This is a genomic window from Stenotrophomonas sp. SKA14 (assembly GCF_000158575.1).
GTDB classification, from domain to species: domain Bacteria; phylum Pseudomonadota; class Gammaproteobacteria; order Xanthomonadales; family Xanthomonadaceae; genus Stenotrophomonas; species Stenotrophomonas forensis.
Map to the genome: position 1 here is coordinate 1,664,659 of NZ_DS999412.1, position 23,938 is coordinate 1,688,596.

The window sequence follows — 23,938 nt, forward strand, 5'->3', positions numbered from 1 at the left end:
TCCGCATGAACGATGACCGTGCCGGCCGTCGCTTGCCGATCATCCATCGGATCACCGATGAGGAAAACGGCCCCTTCCAGCGCCAGCATCTGGACCTGGAGTTCTCCAACGGCGAGCGCCGTCGCTTCGAGCGCCTGGTCAGCCGCGGCCATGGTGCGGTGGTGGTGGTGCCGATGCTCGACGATGAGACCGTGCTGCTGGTACGTGAATACGCGGCTGGCATGCATCGCTACGAGCTGGGCCTGGTCAAGGGCCGCATCGACGCCGGCGAGACCCCCGAGCAGGCGGCAGACCGCGAGCTGAAGGAAGAGGCCGGCTATGGCGCGCGCCGGGTCGACGTGCTGCGCGCGATGACCCTGGCCCCGACCTACATGAGCCACCAGTCGTGGCTGGTGGTGGCACGCGATCTCTACCCGGAGAAACTGCCCGGTGACGAGCCGGAGGAACTGGAAGTCGTGCCGTGGAAACTGGCCGAGCTGGACCAGCTGATGCTGCGCGAGGACTTCTCCGAAGGACGCTCGCTGGCGGCGCTGTTCATCGCCCGCCAGTGGCTGCAGGGAATGCGATGATCAAGCTGACCACGGACCTGCGCGAGACGGCCATCGCCATCGCCCAGGAAGCCGGACACGCCATCATGCAGGTCTATGCCGATGGCTTCGACGTGCAGATCAAGGCTGACGACAGCCCGGTTACTGCGGCCGACCTGGCCGCCAACCAGGTGATCGAACAGGGCCTGCAGCAGCTGACCCCGGACCTGCCGATCCTGTCCGAGGAATCGGCGCAGGTGCCGTGGGAGCAGCGTCGCCACTGGGGCGCGTACTGGCTGGTCGACCCGCTCGACGGCACCCGCGAGTTCGTCAAGCGCAACGGCGAGTTCAGCGTCAACATCGCGTTGATCTACCAGGGGGCGCCGGCCTTCGGCGTGGTACTGGCCCCGGTCACCGGCATCGTCTGGCATGCCATGCGTGGCGAGCTGGCCTACCGGCGCCAGGGCCTGCACGACACCGTGCTGCGCACGCGTACCCCGGCCACCGCGCCGCTGCGGGTTGCCGCCAGCCGCTCGCATCGTTCAGCGCAGACCGAGGCGCTGCTGGCCCGCATGGGCCGCATCGAGACCATTGCCCAGGGCTCGTCGCTGAAGTTCTGCCGGATCGCCGAAGGCGGCCTGGACGTCTACCCGCGGCTCGGCCCGACCTCCGAATGGGATACCGCCGCCGGCCAGTGCGTGCTGCACGCCGCGGGCGGCGCGGTACTGTCGGCAGCGACCGGCAAGCCGTTCCGCTACAACCGCCGCGAAACCCTGTTGAACGGCGATTTCATTGCCCTTGGTGATACCAGCCTGCCGTGGCGCGACTGGTTGTCCGATTGACCCTGGAGGCCGCATGAGCGCGCATGACACCCCCACCCAGCGCAGTGCTGCCAGCACCGAACTGGAACGCCTGCTGTCGATCATGGCGCGCCTGCGCGATCCGCAGGGCGGCTGCCCGTGGGACCTGGAGCAGAACTTCGCGACCATCGCGCCGTACACCATCGAGGAAGCCTACGAGGTCGCCGATGCGATCGACCGGGGCGACCTCGACGATCTCTGTGACGAGCTGGGCGACCTGCTGCTGCAGGTGGCGTTCCATGCGCGCATGGCCGAGGAGCAGGGCGCTTTCGCCTTTGCCGACGTCGCCCGCGCGATCAGCGACAAGATGCAGCGCCGCCATCCGCATGTGTTCGCCGACGTCAGCGTCGATGATGCCGATGGGGTGATGCGCAACTGGGAGGCGATCAAGCGCGCCGAGCGCGCCGCCAAGGGCGAGCAGGATACCTCCGCGCTGGCCGGCATCTCGCGCGGCCTGCCGGAATGGCAGCGGGCGGTGAAGCTGCAGTCGCGTGCGGCCAAGGTCGGATTCGACTGGCCGGGGCCGTTGCCGGTGCTGGACAAGGCGGCCGAGGAGCTGCAGGAACTGCGCGAGGAATTCGAACGCGGCGACCTTGCCGGCAACAAGGTGCGGTTGCAGGAAGAACTGGGCGACCTGCTGTTCGTCTGCGCCAACCTGGCCCGCCATGCCGATATCGACCTGGGCGCCGCGCTGCGCGGGGCCAACCACAAGTTCGAGCGTCGCTTCCGCTCGATGGAAGCGCAGGCCGAAGCCCAGGGCAGCACGTTGGCGGCGATGGACCTGGATGCGCAGGAAGCCTTGTGGCAGCACGCCAAGACGGCGGAAAAGGCGTGAAGACAGTCGCCCTGTTCCTGCTGACCGCGCTGGCCGAGATCGTGGGCTGCTATCTGCCCTGGTTGTGGCTGCGCAAGGGCGGGAGCGTCTGGTTGCTGCTGCCGGCGGCAGCCAGCCTGGCCCTGTTCGCGTGGCTGTTGACCCTGCATCCGACCGCCAGCGGCCGCGTCTATGCCGCCTACGGTGGCGTCTACATCGGCACGGCGCTGTTCTGGCTGTGGCTGGTCGACGGCATCCGCCCCAGCCGCTGGGATCTGATCGGTGCAGCCCTGTGCCTGGCCGGCATGGCGGTGATCATGTTCGGGCCGCGCGCCCCCTCTGTGTAGCGTCGAGCGTACTCGACTGCTCCGGCCTTCTGTAGAGTCGAGCCATGCTCGACTGCATCTGCTGCCGCTTTCCCTCCCAGGAAGGCGCATGATGGCGGTGACCACGGCCCCCGGAGCACGTGCATGTCCCGATTCGCCAGCTTCCGCGAGTTCTATCCGTTCTATCTCAGCGAGCACCGCCATCCGGTGTCGCGCCGGCTGCACTTCATCGGCAGCTGCGGGGTCCTGGTGCTGCTCGCCGCGGCGATCCTGCGTGGACAGCCGGTGCTCCTGCTGGCCGCCCTGGCCTGCGGTTATGGATTCGCCTGGGTTGGCCACTTCTTCTTCGAGAAGAACCGCCCGGCGACCTTCCGGCATCCCCTGTATTCGTTCGTGGGTGACTGGGTGATGTTCGTCGACATCCTGCGCGGACGGGTGCCCTGGTAGCCCAGGCTGTGCATGCCGCCTTCACGCGCTATGCTGGGGCCTGGACGTCATAGATAAGGAAAGCGCGATGTTCCCCACCATGTTCTTTACCGTGGTACTGGCCTTCGTGGCCGTGGTCATTCTGTTCAAGGCAGTACGGATGGTGCCGCAGGGATACGAATGGACCGTCGAGCGCTTCGGGCGCTATACGCACACCATGACCCCCGGCCTGCACTTCCTGATTCCGATCGTCTACGGCGTCGGGCGCAAGGTGAACATGATGGAGCAGGTGCTGGACGTGCCCAGCCAGGAAGTGATCACCAAGGACAACGCGGCCGTGCGCGTGGACGGCGTGGTGTTCTTCCAGGTGCTGGACGCGGCCAAGGCCGCCTACGAGGTGGCCAATCTGGAAGTGGCGATGATCGCCCTGGTGCAGACCAACATCCGTACCGTGATCGGGTCGATGGACCTGGACGAATCGCTGAGCCAGCGCGAGGTGATCAACGCCCAGCTGTTGAGCGTGGTCGATCATGCCACCAACCCCTGGGGTGTGAAGGTCAACCGCATCGAGATCCGCGACATCCAGCCACCGCGTGATCTGCTGGATGCGATGGCCCGGCAGATGAAGGCCGAGCGTGAGAAGCGCGCGCAGATCCTCGAGGCAGAAGGCTCGCGGCAGTCGGAGATCCTGCGTGCCGATGGCGAGAAGCAGGCCACCGTGCTGGAGGCCGAAGGCCGCCGCGAGGCAGCGTTCCGCGATGCCGAGGCGCGCGAGCGCCTGGCCGAGGCCGAGGCGATGGCCACCAAGGTGGTGTCGGCGGCGATCGCCGAGGGCGACGTGCAGGCGATCAACTACTTCGTCGCCCAGAAGTACGTGGAAGCATTCAAGGAACTGGCGAGCTCGCCGAACCAGAAGCTGGTGCTGATGCCGATGGAAGCCAGTGGCGTGATCGGTTCCATCGCCGGCGTGGCCGAGCTGGCCAAGCAGGCGCTGGCCTCCCAGGGCAATGCACCGGCGGGCAAGCGACCGCCGCCGATCGGGGGCTGACATGCGTTGGGAAGTCGTAGGCTGGGGCGCACTGGCATTGCTGCTGTTTGCCGCCGAGGCGCTGGCGCCAGGCGCGTTCATGTTGTGGATCGGCATCGGCGCGGCGGCCGTGTTCGTATTGGTGGCCGTGTTCAGTGGCATTCCCCTGTTGTGGCAGGTGGTGGCGTTCGTGCTGCTGAGCATTGTTTCGATCCAGTGCTACCGGCGCTGGGGCAGGGCGAGGGCGCGGCCCAGCGATGCGCCGTTGCTCAACCGCCGTGCCGAGCAGCTGGTCGGACGGGTGGTGCCGTTGCAGCAGGGCATCGTCGGTGGGCAGGGCCGGGTCAGCATCGACGACGCGTACTGGCAGGTCAGCGGCCCGGAACTGCAGGCCGGCCGCCTGGTGCGGGTGGTGGCGGTGCAGGGCAGCACGCTGCAGGTCGAGGCAGCAGACCGCCCCCTGTAGCCGCTGCGCTGCGGCACGCCTGCGGGCGACCGATCTGGGATAATGGGGATTCTTGTTTCCTCTGCTGCCGGACCCGGTCATGACCCAGAAGACGCTGCTCAACGATACCCACCGCGCCCTCGGCGCCAAGATGGTCGATTTCGGGGGTTGGGACATGCCCATCCACTACGGCTCGCAGCTGGATGAGCACCACCTGGTGCGCCGCGAGTCGGGTGTGTTCGACGTCAGCCACATGACCGTGGTCGACCTGCGCGGTGACCAGGTCAAGCCGTTCCTGCGTCGCCTGCTGGCCAACTCGGTCGACAAGCTGAAGGTGCCGGGCAAGGCGCTGTACTCGTGCATGCTGAATCCGCGCGGCGGCGTCATCGACGACCTGATCGTCTACTACCTCGGCGATGATTTCTTCCGCATGGTGGTCAACGCCTCCACCCGCGAGAAGGACCTGGCCTGGCTGCGCGAGCAGGCCGCGCCGTTCGGCGTTTCCGTCCAGCAGCGCCCGGATCTGGCCATCCTCGCCGTGCAGGGCCCGCAGGCGCGCGACATCGTGATCGGCCTGGCCGGCGAAGCCGACCGTGCAGCGCTGGGCAAGCTGGGCCGCTTCGCCGCCCTGCAGGTGCAGTCCGATGATGGCGTCGAGCTGTTCGTCGCCCGCACTGGTTACACCGGCGAGGACGGTTTCGAGATCCTGCTGCCGCAGGATGCCGTGGTCGCGTTCTGGAACCGCCTGCTGGCCGCGGGCGTGAAGCCGGCGGGCCTTGGTGCGCGTGACACCCTGCGCCTGGAAGCCGGCATGAACCTGTACGGCCAGGACATGGACGAGGAGATCAGTCCTTATGAAGCGGCACTGGCCTGGACCGTGTCGCTGGACGAAGGCCGCGACTTCATCGGCCGCGACGTGCTGGAAGCGCAGAAGGCCGCCGGCACCGCGCGCCAGATGATCGGCCTGGTGATGGACGAGAAGGGCGTGCTGCGCCACGGCCAGGCGGTGACCACCGCCAGCGGCCAGGGCGAGATCCTGTCCGGCACCTTCTCGCCAAGCCTGGCCAAGGGCATCGCGTTTGCCCGCGTGCCGGCCGGCGAACTCGGCGAGGTTACCGTCGATATCCGTGGCCGGCAGGTGCCGGTGCGCGTGGTCAAGTTCCCCTTCGTGCGCGAAGGCCAGGCCCAGCCCGGCGTGCTTGCCGACGCCTGATCCGAACATGCCGGCCGTCACTGACAGCAGTGGCGGCCGGTTGGTTACACTAGCCCCGTTTTTTCCACCCCTGCATATCTCTGGAGCAGTCCCATGAGCGAGATCCCCGGCGACCTCAAGTTCCTCAAGTCCCATGAGTGGGCCCGTGTCGAAGGCAACGGCCGCGTCACCGTCGGTATTTCCGACCACGCACAGGGCCTGCTCGGTGACCTGGTCTACGTCGAACTGCCGGAAGTCGGCGCCGACGCCAAGGCCGGCGAACAGATCGCCGTCGTCGAGTCGGTGAAGGCCGCCTCGGACGTCTACAGCCCGATCAGCGGCAAGGTCGTCGAGGTCAACTCGGCCCTGTCCGACAAGCCGGAAACCATCAACGAAGATGCCTACGGCGAAGGCTGGATGTTCGTGGTCGAACTGACCAACGCCGAAGAGGTCAACGAACTGCTGGACCCGGACGCATACGCCGAAGCCCTGGAAAACGAAGACCACTGAGTCGTCGCTTCCGGGTTCGGACACGGCCACCTTCGGGTGGCCGTTTTTGTTTTGGCGAACGCGTCGGGCTCATGACGCAGGGTTCGCTGCACACCCTCGACGCGGCATCAGCCGAGCTGCGGGCGGTGCCGACGGGCGTGCGCAGTTTTGCGCAAATCCGCGTTTCCACCCTGCGTCGGCGCGTCCAGATGTGAAAACTTTTCGCCCCCCGTTGCGGTGCCGTTGTGCTGGCGTTGGCGCTGCCGACGACCGCTGTTGGCGATGCACGCCCGTCACTGCGAATCTCATGCATGCATCTGCGCGGAGTGCTTATTTCAAGTGCTTTTTGTACAACGCATGCGTTGCTGGTGTTGTCGCCGGCGTGCGTGCATCGTGCTTTGCGGGTCGTTGCGGGCGGAGCGCAACGGCCGTGCAGGTGCCACCGGGAATGGCGCGGATGTGAAAATTTTTCGCGGGGGTTGTTGACAGTAAAAAAAACCGTGATTAGGTTTCGCCTCAGCAGACCTTGCCTGCCCAACCGAGTGCGCAGAATCAATCGTCCGATGCGAAGCAGCCCCTTCAAGACCACCGCGATCCTGATGACGGTGGACATGGCCCCGCTTCCCCCGGAGAAATGCAAGGCACCTCCCGTTCCGATGCCCGCTCCGCCGATCGAGGCGGGCATTGCCGCATCCGTAACGGCGCGCCTGACGCGCCGGCGGTCCCCGCACGCAGCACCCGCGGGTTTGATCCACCTGGGCGTTTCAACTCCCTATCACTGACGAGGAGCCATCCCATGGCAACCAAGAAAGCTGCGAAGAAGAAGCCCGCCGCCAAGAAAGCGGTGAAGAAGGTCGCGAAGAAGGCCGCTGCCAAGAAGGCAGTGAAGAAGGTCGCGAAGAAGGCGACCGCCAAGAAGGCAGTGAAGAAGGCTGCGAAGAAGGTCGCCAAGAAGACCACTGCGAAGAAGGCAGTGAAGAAGGCGGCGAAGAAGGTAGCCAAGAAGTCCACTGCCAAGAAGACCGCGAAGAAGGCTGTCAAGAAGGTAGCCAAGAAGGCCACCAAGAAGACCACTGCCCGCAAGCCGGCCAAGAAGGTCGCAAAGAAGGCAGTAAAGAAGACTGCAAAGAAGGCGGTGAAGAAGACCGCCAAGAAGGCAGTCAAGAAGACCGCGAAGAAGGCGACCAAGAAGGCTGCCCCGAAGAAGGCAGCGAAGAAGGTTGCCAAGCGCAAGCCGGCCGCCCGCAAGAAGAAGGCCGCTCCGGTCGCTCTGCCGGCAACCCCGGCGCCGCTGATCTAAGTATTTCCCGATAGCCGTACCCTGAAACCCCCTTCCCTGTTGCCCAGCAGGGAGGGGGTTTTTTTATGCATGGGCGTGCGCAGTGCCGCGCGATGCTCGAGGCCGCCAGCGCCATGGCGTCGAGCTTGCTCGGCCGCACACCGCATTTGTAGCGTCGAGCTTGCTCGACTGCTTTGGCTCGATCAGTCGAGCAAGCTCGACTCTACGGTTCTGTGGCAGTCGAGCAAGCTCGACGCTCCGAGCGCAAACAAAAAGGGCGGCCCGCAGGCCGCCCCTCATGCTTACGGCACAGCTCGCCAGATCAGCGCGGAGAGGCCACCGCGCGGTTGCTCGAAGCACCCTTGCCCTTGCGCTTGTCCTGCTGTGCGGGGCTCGCGCCCTCGGCCATCAGGTTGTCGCTGCCGAAGTCGGTGTCCACGTCCAGCCAGCGCTGCGCCGGCAGGCCGAGCGCGGAATCGAGCACGGTCGGCAGCAGGCCACTGGGCAGGCCGCTTTCGCCGTTCCACATGATGGCGATGCCGAGATCGCGTTCCGGCACCAGCGCGACCAGGCCGCGATAGCCCTGCACCGCGCCGGCATGGAACACCACGTCGTGGCCGGCGTAGTCGAAGGTGCGCCAGCCCAGGGCGTAGCCGGCAGAATGCAGGCGCTCGCGGCGCCAGCCCGAACGCATCTCGCCGGGGGTGTTGATCAGGCTGGAGTGCAGCGTGGCCAGCAGCGGTGCCGGCAGCACGTCCGGGCGGTGCCCGGTGTGGGCCAGCAGCCACTGCGCCATGTCACTGGCGCTGGCGTTGACGCCGGCGGCCGGGGCGACGCGGTAGTAGGTCGGCTTCGGCGTCAGCGATACCCAGCCGTTGCGGCTGCGCACGTGCGGACGCGCCCAGCGCGAGCTGGCCTGGATGCCGGCCAGGCCGAGGCTGGCATCATTCATGCCCAGCGGCTTGAAGATGCGGCGCTCGACCGACTGCTCGTAGAAGCTGCCGGAGGCCGCATAGACGACGTCGCCGATCAGGCTGAAGGCCACGTTCTGGTAGGCATAGCAGTCGCCCGGCAGGCACTTCAGGCTGGTGTTGGCCAACTTCTGGGTCAGCGCGTAGTACTCGGCGTTGCCTTCGATGTCGCGGTCGTAGGCGTTGTATGGCAGGCCGACGCGATGGCTGAGCACGTCGGCCACGGTCAGGCGGTCGGTGGCTTCCGGCGAGTTCAAGCGGAAGCCCGGCACGTAATCGGTGACCTTGCTGTCCCAGCGCAGCGTGCCGTCGTTGACCAGCAGGCCGGCCATGGTGCCGGCGAAGGCCTTGGACAGCGAGGCCAGGCGGAACACGGTGTGCGCATCGACCGGCAGCGGATTGTTGACGTCGGTGACGCCATAGCCGCGTGCGCTGAGGATGCGGCCGCCCTGCACGATCGCCACCGCCATGCCCGGCACGCGCTCGCCATAGGTGAGCTGCTGTGCCATCGACTCGATGTTGGCGACATTGAAGCCTGCGGCCGGCGCCTGCACCTGCGGCACCAGGCCGGTGCGGTAGGCCGCCGGCTGGGTGTGGGCGACGGCGGTGGCGGCGGCCGATTCGATGTTGGCCGGCATCGGTGGCAATGCCGGCGGGGTCTGCGCGGTGGTGGACAAGGCAACGGGCATCAACATGCCCAGCAAACCGGTGGCCGCCGAACGGATCGGACGACGCAGGCTGTTCTTTTTCATCGGTTGGACCCGTGCGCGACTGCTGATGGCGATTCTAGCGCCGCTTTTCCCCTGTGCACAAACAAAGCGAAGATGAATGCGCATCTCGTTGAAAAAGTTGGAATTTTGACGCCAGGAAATCGTGTGTCGCAGCGTGTCATCCGGACCCTCCGGAGACCTGGTCCAACGTCCGTCGGCGGTCGCCAGCTGGCGATGTTGCAGTGCATTGGCTAACGTACGCGCTTCACCGCGCCCGGAGCCTGCGATGCTACTGTCCAACCGCCGTCTGTGGGCGAGGGACGCCGCGTGAGCGCGGCATCGGGCAAGAGGCCGCTGCAGGGCCTGATCGCGGCGCTGCGCGAGTCGCCGGCGCTATGGTGGTCCTTCCTGTATTTCTTCTGCCTGCTCAGCGGTTACTACGTGCTGCGTCCGGTGCGCGAGGCGATGGCGGCTTCGGCAGATCTGGAAACGGTGTTCCCGCCGATCCTGATCAGCTGGTTCGGCCGTCATGGCATCGCGCTGAAGGACTTCGTCCTGCAGTTCCTGTTCACCTGCGTGTTCGTGATCATGCTGGTGATGCAGCCGGTGTACGGCTGGCTGGTCAGCCGTTTCCCGCGCCGGGTGTTCCTGCCAGCGGTGTATGGCTTCTTCATCGTTACCCTGCTGGGGTTCTACGCGCTGTTCGACAGCGGGGTACCTGGCCGGGGCATGGCCTTCTTCCTCTGGGTCATGGTGTTCAACCTGTTCGCGGTAGCGGTGTTCTGGAGCTTCATGGCCGACGTGTTCTCCAACGTGCAGGCGCGCGCGTACTACGGCTACATCGGCGCAGCCGGCACCGTCGGTGCCTTCCTTGGCCCCATCATCACCAGTGCGCTGGTGCAGCGCGTGGGTATCGCCAACCTCATGCTGGTCTCGGCCGGCTTCCTTCTGGTGTGCCTGCTGTGCATCTGGCGGCTGCGGCATTGGGCGGTGCTGCGCGAACGCGAGCAGCAGCTGGTGTCGGGCGAGCAGCCGATGGGCGGCAGCGTGCTCGATGGCCTGAAGTTGATCGTGCGTGAGCCGCTGCTGCGCTGGCTGGCGGTCATGGTGGTGTTCGGGGTGGGCGTGGGTACGCTGCTGTACAACCAGCAGGCCAGCATCGTGCGCGCGGCCTTCACCGACCCGACGGCCAGTACCGCGTTCTTCTCACGCATCGACCTGGCGGTGAACGCGCTGGCGCTGTTGATGCAGCTGGGCCTGACCCGCTGGTTGCTGTCACGCCATGGCATCGCGCCGGCGCTGCTGATCCCGGGCTTCGCGATTCTGATCGGCTTCTCGGTGCTGGCTGCCTCGCCGATGCCACTGATGGTTGCGGTGGTGCAGGTGATGACCCGCGCCAGCGAATTCGCGCTGGCCAAGCCGGCGCGCGAAACCATTTACACCCGCGTGGACCGCCAGTGGCGCTACAAGGCCGGCGCGGCCATCGACACGGTGGTCTACCGCGGTGCGGACCTGAGCTTCACCTGGGTGCACAAGGCACTGTCGTTGTTTGGTTCGCATGTGGTGTTCATAGGTGGCGTACTGGTGGCTGGCTTCATGACCCTGGCCGCGTTCGGCGTGCTGCGCGAAGAAAGGAAGCTGCCGCGCGACCGCTGAGCCGGTCCGGCTTTTTCGAGGAGAGGAACGATGTTGATGATCGCGCTGTTGCTGACCGTGCTGGTCGCGGTGCTGCACCTGTACTTCCTGGTGCTGGAGATGTTCCTGTGGACGCGCCCGCTGGGCCTGAAGACCTTCCGCAATACGCCGGAGAAGGCCGAGACCACGCGGGTGCTGGCGGCCAACCAGGGGCTGTACAACGGCTTCCTGGCGGCAGGGATCGTGGTGGGGCTGGTGGTCGATCAGCCGGTGCTGGTGACGTTCTCGCTGGCCTGCGTGGTGGTGGCGGGGTGCTATGGCGCGTACAGCGTTAGCCGCCGCATTTTCATGATCCAGGCGGTGCCGGCGATTCTGGCGTTGGTTGTTCGCGCGGTGGTGTGAGTTTCCAGCCAACGGCGCAGCCCCTCGTGGGCTGGTCGCGTAGAGCGGGTCATGTGTTGGGTGTGGCGGGTGGGCCGTGCAGGGGACGCTGCAAGTACGTCCATGTAAGCTCGATGGCGCCATCCATGGCGCCAACGCCCCTGCACGGCCCACCCGCCACACCCCTGACAGTTTCCGTGCGCGGCCAGCCCACGGAGAAGAAAAAGAAGATCAAGAGCAACAGCAACGGCAACAGCAAAAAGCGGCCGGTGGGCCGCTTTTGCTTTTGCTCTTCTTTTTTCTCTTCCGTGGCTGGACGCCGCAGAGATCTGTCAGAGGCTGGGGGCGGTGGGTTCGCGGGGGTGTCCGCGGCATGGATGCCGCGGCCAAGCCCCCAGGGACGGGTTCACGGCGTCCCCCGCGAACCCACCGCCCCCAGCCAAACCCAGGCTTTCCGTGACCAACCGTCCACCCACGAGGGGCTGCGCCGTTCGCGGGAACCTCACTTCGCCGGCGACATCCACATGTCGATGACCGCGCTGAACACTTCCGTCCCGGCACGATCGCGCACGCTCACCGTCACCGGCAGTGCGTAGCCTTCAGCGGCCGCCACGATCGGCTGCGCCGGCAATGCAATCGCCTGCAGCGTGCCACGTGCCTTGGCCAGGTACTGCACCTGCATGCCCTTCGGAATCCAGCGCATGCCCTTGGGCAGCGAGGCATCCACCATCAGCCCGGCGGTCAGCTCGGCCAGGTTGCACATCGCGATCGCGTGCACCGTGCCGATGTGGTTGCGCACCTTGTGACGGTCGACCAGCGTGCCTTCGCAGCGGCCGTGCTCCAGGCGGGTGATGCGCGGCGCGATGCTGGCGAAGTAGGGCGCCTTGAAGCACACCGCGCGCGAGAACAGCCAGTCGCCGGCAGGCCAGCGCTGCAGGCGGTGGTAGAGCGAGAGCAGGGGCGTGGACATGGTGGATATTCCGGTCGGCGGATAAAGCGACGGCGGGCCGAGGCCCGCCGTCGAGGCTACGCGTGTCGCGGGCGATCAGGCCGCCTGCGAATGGGGGTCCTTGTGCTGGCGGTCGTAATAGCTGGCCGCACGCAGTTCGTGGGTGTCGAAGTCGTCCACGGTGATGGTGTCCAGAGTCAGCGTGCGCAGCTCTTCCAGCAGGCTGCGTTCGTCCTGGGTGATCACGCCTTCGGCCACGGCTTCGTCCAGCTGCGCCTTGAAGTCCAGCGCCTCGATGCCCTTGCTCTTCAGTGCCTTCAGGAACTTGCGCTCCACCGGTTCGGCCATGATCGCCTTGCTCAGGTAGCTGTTGATGCGGCCACCCGGATTGTTCTCGCACGGGGTCAGGAACACGCCATTGGCCAGGCGGTCGCGGGCTTCGTTCGGCGCCATCAGCAGGGCGGCGACGCGGCGGCTCAGGCGGTCGCCCGGAGCCTCTGCACGGCGGCCGAGCGGGAAGATCAGCGCCCACATCAGCCAGCCGATCGGACGGATCGGGAAGTTGCGCAGCGCGGCCGACAGCGATTCCTCGATCTTGTGCACGCTGTCATGGAAGGCCCAGGCCAGCAGCGGCTGGTCGGCCTGCGGTGCGCCTTCGTCGTGGTAGCGCTTGAGCATGGCGCTGGTCATGTAGACATGGCTCAGCACGTCGCCCAGGCGGCCGGACAGCGATTCCTTGAACTTCAGCTTGCCGCCGAGGGTCATCATCGAGATGTCGGCCATCAGCGCCAGGTTGGCCGAGTAACGGTCCAGCTTGCGGAAGTAGCGGCGGGTGTAGGCATCGCCCGGGGCGGCACCGAAGCGTGCGCCGGTCAGGCCGAACCAGAACGAGCGCACGGCATTGGAGATGCCGAAGCGGATGTGGCCGAACAGGCTGCGGTCGAACTCCTGCAGGCCGGCACGGGTGTCCGGATCCTGCGCCGCCTTCATTTCCTTCAGCACCCACGGGTGGCAGAGGATCGCACCCTGGCCGAAGATCAGCAGGCTGCGGGTCATGATGTTGGCGCCTTCCACGGTGATCGCAATCGGTGCGGCCTGCCAGCTGCGGCCGGCGAAGTTGCGTGGCCCCAGGATGATGCCCTTGCCGCCGATCACATCCATCATGTCCGAGATCACTTCGCGGCTCATGGTGGTGCAGTGGTACTTGGCGATCGCCGACGGCACCGACGGCACGTCGCCACGATCGACCGCCGCGGCGGTAGCCTGCGACAGCGCGCTGATCTTGTACGCCTTGCCGCCGATGCGGGCCAGCGCTTCTTCAACGCCCTCGAAGCGGCCGACCGACAGGCCGAACTGCTTGCGGATGCGCGCATAGGCGCCGGTGACGGCGGCACCGGCCTTGGCACCGCCGCTGGCGGTGGACGGCAGGGTGATCGAGCGGCCCACGGCCAGGCACTCGTTGAGCATGTTCCAGCCCTTGCCGGCCATCGCGGCGCCACCGATCAGCTGGGTCAGCGGGATGAACACATCCTTGCCCTTGATCGGACCGTTCTGGAAGGTCGAGTTGAGCGGGAAGTGGCGACGGCCGATTTCCACGCCCGCGGTGTCGCGCGGCAGCAGGCCCAGGGTGATGCCGATGTCGCGGGTGTCGCCGATCAGGCCATCCGGGTCGTACATGCGGAAGGCCATGCCGATCAGGCTCGCGACCGGGGCCAGGGTGATGTAGCGCTTGTCGAAGGTCAGGCGCACGCCGAGCACCTGCTCGCCGTTCCACTCGCCCTTGCAGACGATGCCGTAGTCGGGAATCGAGGTGGCGTCGGAGCCGGCGAACGGACCGGTCAGGCCGAAGCACGGCACCTCGCGGCCATCGGCCAGGCGCGGCAGGTACTGGTCCTTCTGTTCCTGGGTGCCGTAATGCACCAGCAGTTCACCCGGGCCCAGCGAATTCGGCACGCCGACGGTGGAGCTGACCACCGAGGACACCGAGGCCAGCTTCTGGATCACCTTGTGGTGGGCCAGCGCGGAGAAGCCCAGGCCGCCGTATTCCTTCGGAATGATCATGCCGAAGAACTTGTTCTTCTTGATGAAGGCCCACAGTTCCGGCGGCAGGTCGGCATGGACATGGGTGATTTCCCAGTCGTTGACCATGGTGCACAGCTCTTCGACCGGGCCATCGAGGAAGGCCTGCTCTTCAGCGGTCAGCTGCGGCTTGGGGTAGTTCAGCAGGATGTTCCAGTCCGGATCACCGGTGAACAGCTCGCCCTCGAAACCGACCGAGCCGGTTTCCAGCGCGATGCGCTCGGTCTGCGACAGCGGCGGCAGCACCTTGCGGAACACCTTCATCATCGGGCCGGTCAGCAGCGGCTTGCGGATGAACGGCAGCAGCAGCGGCACGGCGATCACCGCCAGCACAGCGGCAGCCACGATCGTGGCGGTCTGGTTGACGTAGGGAATGAACCAGCAGGCGACCAGCAGGGCCACGCTGATCAGCGTCCAGGTAACCAGCCGCATGCGGTGGTAGGCGACGAACGCGCCTGCCAGCAGCAGGGCGAGGAAGGGAAGAACGATGCTCATGAGCGTGCTCCGGTGACGTGCTCGTTTGTGGCGGACGAAGCTGCAGCATCCGCTGCGGGCAACACGTCCAGATAGTCCAACACAGTAGCGGTAAAGGCGTCGTTGTCATCGCCGGCGACCATATGCGTGGCCTGCGGCAGCTGTACATGGCGCGCGTGCGGTGCCAACGCCAGGAATTCGGCCACGGTCTGCGGCGTGACCAGGTCGCTGCGGCCGCCGCTGACCAGCAGCAGGGGGCATTTCACCTGGCGTGCGGCTTCGGCCAGCGCATCCTGGTGCTGCTCGCTGTCACGGGCCAGCTCGGCCACCAGGCGCGGATCCCAGTGCCAGCGCCAGCGGCCCTGGCCGTCTTCGCGCAGCAGCGCCCGCAACGACTGCTCGGATTTGCGCGGGCGGTGCGGCATGTAGGCCGAGATCACATCAGCGGCCTGGGTCAGCGACGCGAAGCCGTCCGGGTGGGCCGTCATGAACGCAAGGATGCGCTCGACACCTGCGGTATCCCAGCGCGGGGTGATGTCGACCAGCACCATCGCCGAGAACAGGCCGGGCCAGCGCGATTCGGCCAGCAGCCCGAACAGGCCGCCCATCGAGGCCGCGACCAGCACCGGCGGGCGTGGTTGCTCGCCGGCCAGGACGATCAGGTCATCGGCGAACTGTTCGCCGTGATACGGCAGGTCGGCGGCATTCCAGTCCGAATCACCATGGCCGCGGGCATCGTAGGCCAGGGTCTGCAGGCCGGCCGCGTTCAGCGCGCGCGCAGTGGCATTCCAGGCGTGGCGGGTCTGGCCAAAGCCATGCGCGAACAGCACCCGGCCGCGGCGGCCATGGTCACTGGCGGTCGCCGCCAAACGCGCGCCATGGGCAGCGTCCAGGCGCAGGTCATGGAACGCAGCGGGAGTAGGGGACGTAACCATACCGGATAGTATGGATTGCTTGAGAGGGAAGTCAATACTGCAGGGTATGGTGCACTGCGGCAGCTGGTCCGGCGGGGGCCGTAACGGTTTCGGGCGCAACGGCGTACTGCAACGAACCCCGGCGTATGGTTAAATCAGCCCATGAATCAACCTGACGCTTCCGCCGGCGAACCGCGCGCCGGCCGCAACAGCCGCCTGAGTGCCGAAGACTGGGCCCAGGCGGCACTCGACCTGATTGCTGAACAAGGTGTAGGTGCCGTCGCGGTGGAACCGTTGGCGCGGCGCCTGGGTGTGACCAAGGGCAGCTTCTACTGGCATTTCCCCTCGCGCGATGCCCTGCTGCAGGCGGCGCTGGAACGCTGGGAACTGTTCGAACAGGAACAGGTGTTCGGCAGCCTCGAGGATGTGCCCGATCCGCGCGTACGCCTGCGCCAGCTGTTCCAGATGGTGGCGCACGAAGTGCAGCCGCACATCATCTACAGCGAACTGCTGAAAGCGCTGGATCATCCGATGGTACGCCCGGTGATCGACCGCGTGTCGCAGCGTCGCCTGGACTACCTGATTGCCTCGTTCCGCCAGGCCGGGCTCAGCTCCACCGATGCGCGGCATCGTGCGCGCCTGGCCTATGCAGCGTATGTCGGCTTCCTGCAGCTGTCGCTGCAGCTGCAGCAGCCCAAGCAGGCCCGCGAGGATTTCGAGGCCTATGTCGAGCACCTCATCGAGACGCTGATTCCGAACGGTTGAAGATCGCCGTACCGGTCACGAGAAAGCCGCGGCATTGCCGCGGCTTTTTTCTTGCGTGCCATCCACGTATTGCCGGAGGCACAAAGAACAACGGCCCCTTGCGGGGCCGTTGCTGCATCAGCCGATCAGTGAATCGATCAGAACTTCTGCTTGTACTGCATGTACATGTAGCGGCCCGGCAGGTCGTACTGCGGGTCGAACATGTTGGCGCGGACCGAGTAGGACACCGGCGGGCTCTTATCCCACACGTTGTTCAGGCCGACCATGATGGTGCCCTTCCACGGCGTGTTGTAGCGGAACTGGACGTCGTGGTAGGTGGTGGCGCCGATGTGGTTTTCGCGGTTGTCGGGATCCGAGCAGTAGCTGCGCAGTGCGCCGCCCAGCGAGCAGACCTCGGTCATGCCCGACTTGTAACGCAGGCCATAGTTGACGCCGAAATCACCGTAGGACCAGTCGACGTACAGGTTGGAACGGACGCGCCAGTACGGATCCTGGTCGAGGTAGCGACCCTGGCGACCTTCAACCGGGGCGTCCTCGGTCGACTTGGTTTCCCACTTCGACAGGTAGGTGCCGTCCAGGCTGACGGTGAACTGGCCGAACGAGGTTTCCGGCAGGCGGTACAGGACGCCCAGGTCCCAGCCTTCCACCTTGTACGACGCCAGGTTCATCAGCGGCATGTCGACGTTGGTGATGGTGTAGCGCTCGTTGGCGGTGCCGTAGTTCGGATCACGCGTGATCAGGCCGCAGTAGGCTGCCTGCTGCTGTGCGGTACCACCGTAGCAACGATCCATGATGTCGCCGATCGCCGGACGGGTGATGGCGTCTTCGATCTTGATCTGCCACCAGTCCAGGGTGACGTTCAGACCGGTGACGAAGCTCGGGCTCCACACCAGGCCCAGCGTCTTGCTGGTCGAGGTTTCCGGCTTCAGGTTCGGGTTCGACTTCCAGGTGAACGGCTCGACCGTCTGCAGCGGGCCAGGCTCGCCATCGGTGTTCGGCTGGACGAAGTTGGCCGGAACGCCCTGTGCAATACACTGGGCAAGCACGGCGCCGGTCGGGTTGTTGGCCCTTGCGCACGGGTCGGCGTAGGTCTCGAACGAGTCGGTGTCACCGCGGTACAGATTGTTGATGCTCGGTGCGCGGAAGCCTTCGGAGTAGTTACCACGCACCATCAGGTCATCGATCGGCTTCCAGCGGAAACCGAACTTGTTGTTGGTGGTGTTGCCGAAGTTGCTGTAGTCCGAGAAGCGCGAGGCGATGCTGAAGTCCAGCAGCTTGGCGCCCGGCAGATCCGCCAGCACCGGGATCGACAGTTCCACGTAGAACTCGTCCAGGTCGTAGGCACCCTTGGTCGGTGCTGCACCGTTGCCGGTGCTCAGGCCCGAGGCGATGAAGGCGTCCGGATCGAACTGGCCGCTTTCCTTACGGCCTTCGTAGCCGGCAGCGAAGCTCAGCGCACCCGCCGGCAGCTGCACGATTTCGCCGGAGATGTTGGCGTAGTAGCTCTTCGATACCAGGCTCGCCGAGTCGTGCGCGGTGAACGAGGTGTAGTCCAGAGCGCCCTGCGAGATCGAGCCCAGGCCACCGAGCGGATTGATCGGCACGCAACCGGCAATGACGGCACCTGCCGAGTTCAAGCAGACCGGGCTGCCATCGCGGATGGCCGACGGGCCGTACGCTTCTTCCAGGCGCTGTACATTGAACAGGCCGTAGGTCAGATCGTTCTGGTCGGTCTTGTCGTAGCGGTAGCCGACATCCCAGTCGAAGTTGCGACCGGCGAACTCGAAGAAGCCTTCGAAACCACCGTAGAAGTGCCAGTTCTTGACGTTCTGGTTGAACGAACGGCCACCGGTTTCATTGAAACGGCGGTTGACGCCGGTCAGGTCGACGCCATACGGGTTGTACATGCTGTCAGCGGACAGCGTCATGCCGGTCACCGGCATCGCAGCCAGCAGCTGCTCGGACTTGCGCTCGTTGTACATCGCCTCGGTACGGAAGGTGATGTTGTCGGTGATGTTGTACGAACCGACGGCGAACAGCGAGGTGCGCTCGTTCGGGGTCAGCAGGTAGTTGTCGGGCGCAGTGTTGTAACCGTGCTGGTTGGAGACGAACGGCGTTTCCACACCATTGATGATGACGTAGCGCTGATCATTGCGGACATAGGAGCCCGGAATACCGGTGCCGCTCTGGCCGCTGAAGAACGGCGGGCCACCGGCGGAGATCTTGCGATCACCGGCCATCACGGCCTTCTCGTCAACGTAGGACACGCCCAGCACCAGCGAAGCGCGATCGGTGGTGGTGCCGAGGGTGAAGTCGGCCGCGGTGCGCTCGCCGTCGCCGGCGCTGTACTGGCCCTTGTAGACGTTGGCTTCAGCACCATCGAAGTTCTGCTTGGTGATGATGTTCACCACGCCGGCGATGGCATCCGAACCGTAGATGGTCGAGGCGCCGTCCTTCAGGACGTCGATGCGCTCGATCATCGCGGTCGGGATGGTGTTCAGGTCGACGCTGCCGTCCAGGCCGGTGGTCCAGCGGCGGCCGTTGACCAGCACCAGGGTGCGCTCGGAACCGAGGTTGCGCAGGCTGACGCCGGCCGAGCCGTCACCGCCGTTGTTGAACGTACGGTTCAGGGCGGCACCGTTGGCGGCGACGCGCTGCAGGATGTCGGCGACCGAGGTCACGCCCTGCTTTTCGATGTCGGCGCGGGTCAGGCTGAGCACCGGCTGCGAGGTTTCGATGTCGGTGCTCTTGATGCGCGAACCGGTGACCGAGATGCGGTCCAGGTTGGTCGCTTCCTGAGCCTGGGCGGTGGCAGTGGACGCCACACCGGCAACGAGCGCGACCAGGACGGCGTCGCGCAGCTTGTTGGACTTGAAGTTCATTGGCTCTCTCTCTCCAAGAAATCTTGGCTGGGTGATTGCCTGCGTACGGAGCGAAAAGGCGCTCCAAAAAACGCGAGGCTGAGCCGATAGTACTGGTGCGTTCCCAAAAATTAAAGGTGTGTTAATACAGGTCGTGGCAGGGCTGAATGCGATGTGTGCGGGTCATTGACGTCATTGAATTCAATGACTTGAGACCATTCCTACCCAGCTCGCCAGTCCGATGTTAGTTTCATGTGAAAGAAAATATTTCGGTTGTTGCAGCGCGCAGGCGAAAGAATTCTGTCTGTCCATCGTCCATTCAGCATTGCTGCGGCGCAAAAAAAGAACGGGCACCCTGCGGCACCCGTTCCCATTCAACGCCCGGATTGTGAGCCCCGCCGGTGCTGTCCGGTCAGAGATCCTGCTCGTAGCGGACGTACGGCACGGTGCCGTCATCGTTGCTTTCATTGCGCGGCGAGAACGGATTCTTGCCGCGGCTGATCACGTTCTCGGCGCCCACGGTGAGCTGGCCGGACCAGGGAGTACGCCAGGTCAGCCCGATCCCCAGGCCTTCCCATTTGCCAGGCTTGCCCGGCACGTCGACGACACGCCCGATGATGCTGCCAGTGAAGTTGCCGTAACCGGCGCCGATGCTCAGGCTCTTGCTGTCCCAGCGATCGACGATGGCCGGAGAGGCATCAGCCAGCGGTACCAGGCGGGCCTTGGCATAGGTGCCGGCGATGGAGACGAAGCCCTCGCGGCCGATGTTCTTCTGCGCGAACACGGTCAGGTCGTTCTGCTCGGCGCGCAGCGAAGGGGTCTTGTTCGGGCCTGACAGCCAGGCCGGCAGGGTTTCACGGCCGGTACCTGCGGTGATGCCCAGGCGGCTGTTGCCACGGTTGAGTGCGGCGGTGCCGGTGAAGCGGCGGCTGTTGAGGTCGTCATCATCGCCGAGGCTGGCCAGCATGCAGTGACTGGCCAGGCCGCTGATGCTGGTTCCGCTGCTGCTGTTGCAGAGCAGGCCCAGCGAATCGCCGGAGGACAGACCGAAGGCGGCATCCAGCGAGTTGCGGCCGAAGTGCCAGCGGGCGCCGGCCGCCTGTTCGCCGGTGGGTTCCAGATACAGCAGGGCCTCGACCTTGCCGCTGCCCTTGTTCCACACCGGCAGCACGGTACGGGTGTCCTTGCTCTGCGCATGCGCGCCCGCAATCGCGCCAAGGGCGATCAGCAGGGCCAGCGGTAGACGCAGGAAGGTACGCATCGGACCAGTTCAGACAGGGATGAACAACGGAAGTTCCCGCGGAAACGGGAACTTGATCGTAGGGCGTTTATGAATTCTTAACAAGCCTTGATCCCCCCAGATGCAAGACAAGCCGATTACTGAAGCCGTTCAGGTGCCGGCACAGTCCCCTCGGCACCGTGGAACAGTATGCCGAACTCCGTCAAAGGAAAGTGATACTCGCGCCCGCAGAATTCGCAGCGTACCTCGACCGCGTTGGTGGCTTCGGCGGCGGCACGGGCCTCGTCCTCGCCCAGCGACTGCAGCATCGATGCGACCCGTTCACGCGAGCAGGAGCAGGCGAAGGACAGCGGCTTGCCGCCCACCAGCTCCGGCTTCTCCTCGTGGAACAGGCGGTGCAGCAACTGCTCGGCCGGGGTGGCCAGCAGTTCGGCCTTGCCCAGGGTCTCGAACAGGGCGCTGGCGCGGGCCCAGCCGTCCTCGTCTCCCTCGTCGCCCGGCAGCTTCTGCAGCAGCAGGCCGGCGGCACCGTTGCGGTCGGCGGCCAGCAGCAGGCGGGTCGGCAGTTGTTCGGACTGACGGAAGTAGTCCTCGAAGGCTTCGTCCAGTTCCGGTGCGGTCAGGGCGACCAGGCTCTGGTAGCGCTGCGGTTCGCGCGGGTCCAGGCCCGGGTTCTCGATGGTGATCGCGAGCAGGGCGTCATCGCCCAGGCTGGACAGGTCGCGCGGCGCATCGGCACCGTCGCTGAGCTGGGCGATACCGCGCAGGGTGCCGGCGGCGGTGCATTCGGCGAACAGGGTGCGCAGGGCGGTGCTGCTGCGCAGCTGGATGGACAGGCGGCCATCGATCTTGGTGTGGCCGGTGAACAGCGCCGAGGCCACGCAGGCCTCGCCGAGCAGCTCGGCAGCGGTATCCGGGTACTGGGCGTGGGACAGGATCTCCTGCCAGGTGGCCTGCAGGTGCACATGCACGCCACGGACGCCGGCGTCGGGCAGCAGGAAACGGATCAGGGAATCGGGGTTGGCGGTCATCGGCTCACATCGCGCGTAAACGGAGGCGGTTGCCGGATAATGCGCCGACAACCAGACAGAAGAAGGATGCACCAGTAATGGGGGCAGCGGGAGAGCAGCACAAGGTCGAGGCCGGGGCGGACGTCCCTCGCCGCAGGCGCTGGCGCTGGAAGCGGCTGCTGTGGCTGCCGGTGCTGCTGGCCGCCTTCAGCTGCCTGCAGGTACTGGTATTGCGGTTCATCGACCCGCCCGGGTCCATGGTGATGCTGTGGCGCTACGGTGAGGCGTTGGGCGAGGCGGACTGGTCCTATCGGCTGCATTACCAGTGGCGCGACCTGGACCAGATGGCGCCCAGCCTGCCGATTTCGCTGGTGGCGGCCGAGGATCAGCGCTTTCCCGACCACAATGGATTCGACCTGCAGGCCATCGAAAAGGCGCGCGACCACAACGCAAAGGGGGGCCGCCTGCGCGGTGCCAGCACGATCAGCCAGCAGGTGGCCAAGAACCTGTTCCTGTGGCAGGGCCGCAGCTGGGTCCGCAAGGGCCTCGAGGTCTGGTACACGGTGCTGATCGAAGCACTGTGGCCGAAGGAGCGCATCCTGGAGATGTACGCCAACATCGCCGAGTTCGGTGATGGCGTGTATGGCGCGCAGGCCGCGGCGCAGAAATTCTGGGGCAAGGACGCGGCTCGGCTGAGCCCGGCCGAAAGCGCGCGGCTGGCGGCGGTGCTGCCGGCACCACGGCGCTACAACGCGGCGGCACCGGGGCCGTATGTCCAGCGGCGTGCGGCATGGATCCAGCGCCAGGCGCGGCAGCTGGGTGGGGCGGCGTACCTGTCGGAGGAGTGAGGGCGCGGCCTGCCGGGTCTGCAGGCGGCGCCTGATCTACCGGCGGCAACGTACAATCCGGGCATGACCCGCGAACGGCTTACTTTCGTCATCGCCGCCTACAACGAGGCCCTGGCACTGCCGTTGCTGCATCCGCGGTTGTGCGCGGTGCTGGATGGCATGCCCGATATCGAAGGCCACATCCTGTATGTGGACGACGGCAGCCACGACGATACCTGGCCGGTGATCGCCGGCCTGGCCGAGGCCGATGTGCGGGTCTCGGCGCTGAAACTCTCGCGCAACTTCGGCAAGGAGGCCGCGCTGACGGCCGGTCTGGACCTGGTGCGCGAGGGTGCGGCGATGATCCTTGATGCGGACGGCCAGGACCCACCGGAGCTGGTGCCGCAGTTCGTCGCGCGCTGGCGTGAGGGGCACGACAACGTCTATGGCACGCGCATGGCCCGCGATGGCGAGGCCTGGGTGAAGCGCGCCACGGCGGCGATGTTCTACCGGGTGATGGGGCGCCTGTCGCGCACGCCGATCCCTGCCGACACCGGGGATTTCCGCCTGCTGTCGCCCCGCGCGCTGAGCGCACTGCGCGAGATGCGCGAGCGCCATCGGTTCATGAAGGGCCTCTTCAGCTGGGTCGGGTTCAAGCGGGTGGCCGTGCCCTTTCACCGCCATGCGCGCGTGGCCGGCACCAGCAAGTTCAGCCTGTGGCGGCTGTGGAACTTCGCCCTGGAGGGCATCACCGGTTTCTCTACCGTGCCACTGCGGGCCGCCACCTATCTGGGGCTGGCAACGGCGGCGCTGGCCTTCGTGTTCGGCCTGTGGGTGATCGTCAAGGCGGCGCTGTATGGCGACCGGGTGGCGGGCTGGCCGACGATGATGGCGGTGATCCTGTTCCTGGGCGGCGTGCAGCTGATCGCGCTGGGCCTGATCGGCGAGTACCTGGGGCGGCTGTATGAAGAGTCCAAGCAGCGCCCGCTGTACCTGGTTGACGCGTGGCTAGCATCGGCCGTGGCAGACTCGGCCCTGCAACCCACCCTCGGAGGGCAGGCGGATGACCACGGTACGGCAACTGTTGGACGGCAAGTCTCCTGAAGTACATGCGGTCGCGCCGGATGCGGCGGTGATCGATGCGATCCGGTTGATGGCGGAAAAGGGTATCGGCGCGGTGCTGGTGATGGACGGGGCTCGGCTGGTCGGCATCCTGTCCGAGCGCGATTACGCGCGCAAGATCGTGCTGCGCGATCGTTCGTCGCGGGATACGGCGGTGGCCGAGATCATGACGGCGCAGGTGGTGACGGTGTCGCCGGGCGAGCAGGTGGAGCACTGCCTGCAGCTGGTGACCGATTACCGTATCCGCCACCTGCCAGTGGTGGAGGGCGCGCAGGTGCTGGGGGTGATTTCCATCGGCGATCTGGTGAAGTCGGTGATCGACGCCCAGCGGCGGGAGCTGGATCATCTGCAGCAGTACATCGTGGCGGGATGAGTTGTTCGCTGGCGGGCCTGCGGCCCGCCGGCCCGCTTTTTGAAGCTCAAAGCCAGAGCCAGAGCCAGAGCCAGAGCGCAAGAGCAGCGCCTTCCTGGTACGTCGGAGGGCGTAGGGCATGGCCGTGCAGGACACGCCGTAAACCCATCCATGGCGCCATCGAGCCCCCATGGATGGGTTCACGGCGTGTCCTGCCTGCGTCACCCGTCACCCTCAAGCCACGCTTAACTCAGGCGCCGCGA

General features: G+C 65.9%; 24 protein-coding genes. 17 read left to right on the top strand and 7 right to left on the bottom strand.

The genetic code is table 11. The features are described 5' to 3' along the window. Positions 1 to 5: 5 nt before the first annotated feature. The 11 genes from nudE to SSKA14_RS07600 all read left to right on the top strand — a co-directional run bounded on the left by nudE (position 6) and on the right by SSKA14_RS07600 (position 7,406). Entirely contained in the window at positions 6 to 569 is a 564-nt protein-coding gene (gene nudE / locus SSKA14_RS07555) for an ADP compounds hydrolase NudE (RefSeq protein ID WP_008267624.1), read from the top strand. After that, on the top strand, positions 566 to 1,369 hold the full coding sequence (gene cysQ / locus SSKA14_RS07560; protein ID WP_008268136.1) for a 3'(2'),5'-bisphosphate nucleotidase CysQ: 804 nt from the start codon (positions 566 to 568) through the stop codon (positions 1,367 to 1,369). The genes nudE and cysQ overlap by 4 nt, the downstream gene beginning before the upstream one ends. A gap of 13 nt (positions 1,370 to 1,382) precedes the next feature. Beyond that, entirely contained in the window at positions 1,383 to 2,222 is an 840-nt protein-coding gene (gene mazG, locus SSKA14_RS07565; protein WP_008266737.1) for a nucleoside triphosphate pyrophosphohydrolase, read from the top strand. After that, positions 2,219 to 2,548 (top strand): YnfA family protein, encoded by a 330-nt coding sequence (locus SSKA14_RS07570; RefSeq protein WP_008267009.1) that lies wholly within the window; start codon positions 2,219 to 2,221, stop codon positions 2,546 to 2,548. Before mazG ends, SSKA14_RS07570 begins: the two co-directional genes overlap by 4 nt. A gap of 123 nt (positions 2,549 to 2,671) precedes the next feature. Continuing rightward, complete coding sequence (locus SSKA14_RS07575; RefSeq protein ID WP_008268297.1) at positions 2,672 to 2,974, top strand: DUF962 domain-containing protein; 303 nt, start codon at positions 2,672 to 2,674, stop codon at positions 2,972 to 2,974. A 67-nt stretch (positions 2,975 to 3,041) separates the two neighbouring features. After that, on the top strand, positions 3,042 to 4,001 hold the full coding sequence (locus SSKA14_RS07580) for an SPFH domain-containing protein (RefSeq protein ID WP_008268117.1): 960 nt from the start codon (positions 3,042 to 3,044) through the stop codon (positions 3,999 to 4,001). 1 nt (position 4,002) lies between these two features. Then, positions 4,003 to 4,446, top strand: coding sequence for an NfeD family protein (locus SSKA14_RS07585; RefSeq protein ID WP_008265054.1), 444 nt, complete (start codon positions 4,003 to 4,005; stop codon positions 4,444 to 4,446). A gap of 79 nt (positions 4,447 to 4,525) precedes the next feature. Further along, complete coding sequence (gene gcvT / locus SSKA14_RS07590; protein WP_008268250.1) at positions 4,526 to 5,638, top strand: glycine cleavage system aminomethyltransferase GcvT; 1,113 nt, start codon at positions 4,526 to 4,528, stop codon at positions 5,636 to 5,638. Between the two features lie 93 nt (positions 5,639 to 5,731). Further along, positions 5,732 to 6,127: a glycine cleavage system protein GcvH gene (gene gcvH, locus SSKA14_RS07595; RefSeq protein WP_006464497.1), complete on the top strand. Its 396-nt coding sequence runs from the start codon at positions 5,732 to 5,734 to the stop codon at positions 6,125 to 6,127. Positions 6,128 to 6,198: 71 nt separating this feature from the next. Beyond that, on the top strand, positions 6,199 to 6,321 hold the full coding sequence (locus SSKA14_RS24250) for a hypothetical protein (protein ID WP_008265696.1): 123 nt from the start codon (positions 6,199 to 6,201) through the stop codon (positions 6,319 to 6,321). 581 nt (positions 6,322 to 6,902) lie between these two features. Beyond that, positions 6,903 to 7,406 carry a hypothetical protein gene (locus SSKA14_RS07600; protein ID WP_008264525.1) on the top strand — a complete coding sequence of 168 codons (504 nt, stop codon included), beginning with the start codon at positions 6,903 to 6,905 and terminating at the stop codon, positions 7,404 to 7,406. 301 nt (positions 7,407 to 7,707) lie between these two features. Here SSKA14_RS07600 and SSKA14_RS07605 read toward each other — a convergent pair whose 3' ends face one another. Continuing rightward, a complete protein-coding gene (locus SSKA14_RS07605) occupies positions 7,708 to 9,108 on the bottom strand; it encodes a serine hydrolase domain-containing protein (protein WP_006464418.1) in 1,401 nt (466 codons plus the stop codon). Between the two features lie 285 nt (positions 9,109 to 9,393). Between SSKA14_RS07605 and SSKA14_RS07610 the strand changes: the two genes are divergently transcribed. Together SSKA14_RS07610 and SSKA14_RS07615 are read left to right on the top strand one after the other, a co-directional pair. After that, complete coding sequence (locus tag SSKA14_RS07610) at positions 9,394 to 10,722, top strand: MFS transporter (protein WP_008265264.1); 1,329 nt, start codon at positions 9,394 to 9,396, stop codon at positions 10,720 to 10,722. Positions 10,723 to 10,752: 30 nt separating this feature from the next. Continuing rightward, complete coding sequence (locus tag SSKA14_RS07615) at positions 10,753 to 11,103, top strand: DUF1304 domain-containing protein (protein ID WP_008267966.1); 351 nt, start codon at positions 10,753 to 10,755, stop codon at positions 11,101 to 11,103. 481 nt (positions 11,104 to 11,584) lie between these two features. Here SSKA14_RS07615 and SSKA14_RS07625 read toward each other — a convergent pair whose 3' ends face one another. The 3 genes from SSKA14_RS07625 to SSKA14_RS07635 all read right to left on the bottom strand — a co-directional run bounded on the left by SSKA14_RS07625 (position 11,585) and on the right by SSKA14_RS07635 (position 15,519). Beyond that, positions 11,585 to 12,052 carry a hotdog fold domain-containing protein gene (locus tag SSKA14_RS07625; protein ID WP_008267052.1) on the bottom strand — a complete coding sequence of 156 codons (468 nt, stop codon included), beginning with the start codon at positions 12,050 to 12,052 and terminating at the stop codon, positions 11,585 to 11,587. Positions 12,053 to 12,127: 75 nt separating this feature from the next. Continuing rightward, the gene (locus SSKA14_RS07630; RefSeq protein ID WP_008266728.1) at positions 12,128 to 14,605 is read right to left on the bottom strand and encodes an acyl-CoA dehydrogenase; all 2,478 of its coding nucleotides are present in this window, start codon (positions 14,603 to 14,605) and stop codon (positions 12,128 to 12,130) included. Further along, positions 14,602 to 15,519: an alpha/beta fold hydrolase gene (locus tag SSKA14_RS07635; protein ID WP_008265798.1), complete on the bottom strand. Its 918-nt coding sequence runs from the start codon at positions 15,517 to 15,519 to the stop codon at positions 14,602 to 14,604. The genes SSKA14_RS07630 and SSKA14_RS07635 overlap by 4 nt, the downstream gene beginning before the upstream one ends. A gap of 141 nt (positions 15,520 to 15,660) precedes the next feature. Between SSKA14_RS07635 and SSKA14_RS07640 the strand changes: the two genes are divergently transcribed. Continuing rightward, on the top strand, positions 15,661 to 16,263 hold the full coding sequence (locus tag SSKA14_RS07640; RefSeq protein WP_006464233.1) for a TetR/AcrR family transcriptional regulator: 603 nt from the start codon (positions 15,661 to 15,663) through the stop codon (positions 16,261 to 16,263). 137 nt (positions 16,264 to 16,400) lie between these two features. On the opposite strand, the gene SSKA14_RS07645 is transcribed toward SSKA14_RS07640, so the two are convergent. The 3 genes from SSKA14_RS07645 to SSKA14_RS07655 form a co-directional block, all read right to left on the bottom strand. Then, on the bottom strand, positions 16,401 to 19,145 hold the full coding sequence (locus SSKA14_RS07645) for a TonB-dependent receptor (protein ID WP_008264596.1): 2,745 nt from the start codon (positions 19,143 to 19,145) through the stop codon (positions 16,401 to 16,403). Between the two features lie 391 nt (positions 19,146 to 19,536). Further along, a complete protein-coding gene (locus SSKA14_RS07650) occupies positions 19,537 to 20,385 on the bottom strand; it encodes a hypothetical protein (protein ID WP_006464105.1) in 849 nt (282 codons plus the stop codon). Between the two features lie 116 nt (positions 20,386 to 20,501). Further along, entirely contained in the window at positions 20,502 to 21,395 is an 894-nt protein-coding gene (locus SSKA14_RS07655) for an Hsp33 family molecular chaperone HslO (RefSeq protein WP_008267303.1), read from the bottom strand. Positions 21,396 to 21,472: 77 nt separating this feature from the next. Between SSKA14_RS07655 and mtgA the strand changes: the two genes are divergently transcribed. The 3 genes from mtgA (at position 21,473) to SSKA14_RS07670 (ending at position 23,696) form a co-directional block, all read left to right on the top strand. Beyond that, complete coding sequence (gene mtgA / locus SSKA14_RS07660) at positions 21,473 to 22,222, top strand: monofunctional biosynthetic peptidoglycan transglycosylase (RefSeq protein ID WP_006464101.1); 750 nt, start codon at positions 21,473 to 21,475, stop codon at positions 22,220 to 22,222. Between the two features lie 63 nt (positions 22,223 to 22,285). Continuing rightward, on the top strand, positions 22,286 to 23,305 hold the full coding sequence (locus SSKA14_RS07665; protein ID WP_008267361.1) for a glycosyltransferase family 2 protein: 1,020 nt from the start codon (positions 22,286 to 22,288) through the stop codon (positions 23,303 to 23,305). Next, on the top strand, positions 23,265 to 23,696 hold the full coding sequence (locus SSKA14_RS07670) for a CBS domain-containing protein (protein WP_008268768.1): 432 nt from the start codon (positions 23,265 to 23,267) through the stop codon (positions 23,694 to 23,696). The genes SSKA14_RS07665 and SSKA14_RS07670 overlap by 41 nt, the downstream gene beginning before the upstream one ends. Positions 23,697 to 23,938: the final 242 nt, after the last annotated feature.

Coding starts and splice junctions, on each gene's coding strand:
- nudE (WP_008267624.1), top strand. CDS start 6: ATGAACGATGACCGTGCCGGCCGTCGCTTGCCGATCATCCATCGGATC.
- mazG (WP_008266737.1), top strand. CDS start 1,383: ATGAGCGCGCATGACACCCCCACCCAGCGCAGTGCTGCCAGCACCGAA.
- SSKA14_RS07655 (WP_008267303.1), bottom strand. CDS start 21,395: ATGACCGCCAACCCCGATTCCCTGATCCGTTTCCTGCTGCCCGACGCC.
- SSKA14_RS24250 (WP_008265696.1), top strand. CDS start 6,199: ATGACGCAGGGTTCGCTGCACACCCTCGACGCGGCATCAGCCGAGCTG.
- SSKA14_RS07635 (WP_008265798.1), bottom strand. CDS start 15,519: ATGGTTACGTCCCCTACTCCCGCTGCGTTCCATGACCTGCGCCTGGAC.
- SSKA14_RS07625 (WP_008267052.1), bottom strand. CDS start 12,052: ATGTCCACGCCCCTGCTCTCGCTCTACCACCGCCTGCAGCGCTGGCCT.
- gcvH (WP_006464497.1), top strand. CDS start 5,732: ATGAGCGAGATCCCCGGCGACCTCAAGTTCCTCAAGTCCCATGAGTGG.
- mtgA (WP_006464101.1), top strand. CDS start 21,473: ATGGGGGCAGCGGGAGAGCAGCACAAGGTCGAGGCCGGGGCGGACGTC.
- SSKA14_RS07665 (WP_008267361.1), top strand. CDS start 22,286: ATGACCCGCGAACGGCTTACTTTCGTCATCGCCGCCTACAACGAGGCC.
- SSKA14_RS07575 (WP_008268297.1), top strand. CDS start 2,672: ATGTCCCGATTCGCCAGCTTCCGCGAGTTCTATCCGTTCTATCTCAGC.
- SSKA14_RS07650 (WP_006464105.1), bottom strand. CDS start 20,385: ATGCGTACCTTCCTGCGTCTACCGCTGGCCCTGCTGATCGCCCTTGGC.
- gcvT (WP_008268250.1), top strand. CDS start 4,526: ATGACCCAGAAGACGCTGCTCAACGATACCCACCGCGCCCTCGGCGCC.
- SSKA14_RS07580 (WP_008268117.1), top strand. CDS start 3,042: ATGTTCCCCACCATGTTCTTTACCGTGGTACTGGCCTTCGTGGCCGTG.
- SSKA14_RS07630 (WP_008266728.1), bottom strand. CDS start 14,605: ATGAGCATCGTTCTTCCCTTCCTCGCCCTGCTGCTGGCAGGCGCGTTC.
- SSKA14_RS07615 (WP_008267966.1), top strand. CDS start 10,753: ATGTTGATGATCGCGCTGTTGCTGACCGTGCTGGTCGCGGTGCTGCAC.
- SSKA14_RS07670 (WP_008268768.1), top strand. CDS start 23,265: ATGACCACGGTACGGCAACTGTTGGACGGCAAGTCTCCTGAAGTACAT.
- SSKA14_RS07645 (WP_008264596.1), bottom strand. CDS start 19,145: ATGAACTTCAAGTCCAACAAGCTGCGCGACGCCGTCCTGGTCGCGCTC.
- SSKA14_RS07585 (WP_008265054.1), top strand. CDS start 4,003: ATGCGTTGGGAAGTCGTAGGCTGGGGCGCACTGGCATTGCTGCTGTTT.
- SSKA14_RS07605 (WP_006464418.1), bottom strand. CDS start 9,108: ATGAAAAAGAACAGCCTGCGTCGTCCGATCCGTTCGGCGGCCACCGGT.
- SSKA14_RS07600 (WP_008264525.1), top strand. CDS start 6,903: ATGGCAACCAAGAAAGCTGCGAAGAAGAAGCCCGCCGCCAAGAAAGCG.
- cysQ (WP_008268136.1), top strand. CDS start 566: ATGATCAAGCTGACCACGGACCTGCGCGAGACGGCCATCGCCATCGCC.
- SSKA14_RS07640 (WP_006464233.1), top strand. CDS start 15,661: ATGAATCAACCTGACGCTTCCGCCGGCGAACCGCGCGCCGGCCGCAAC.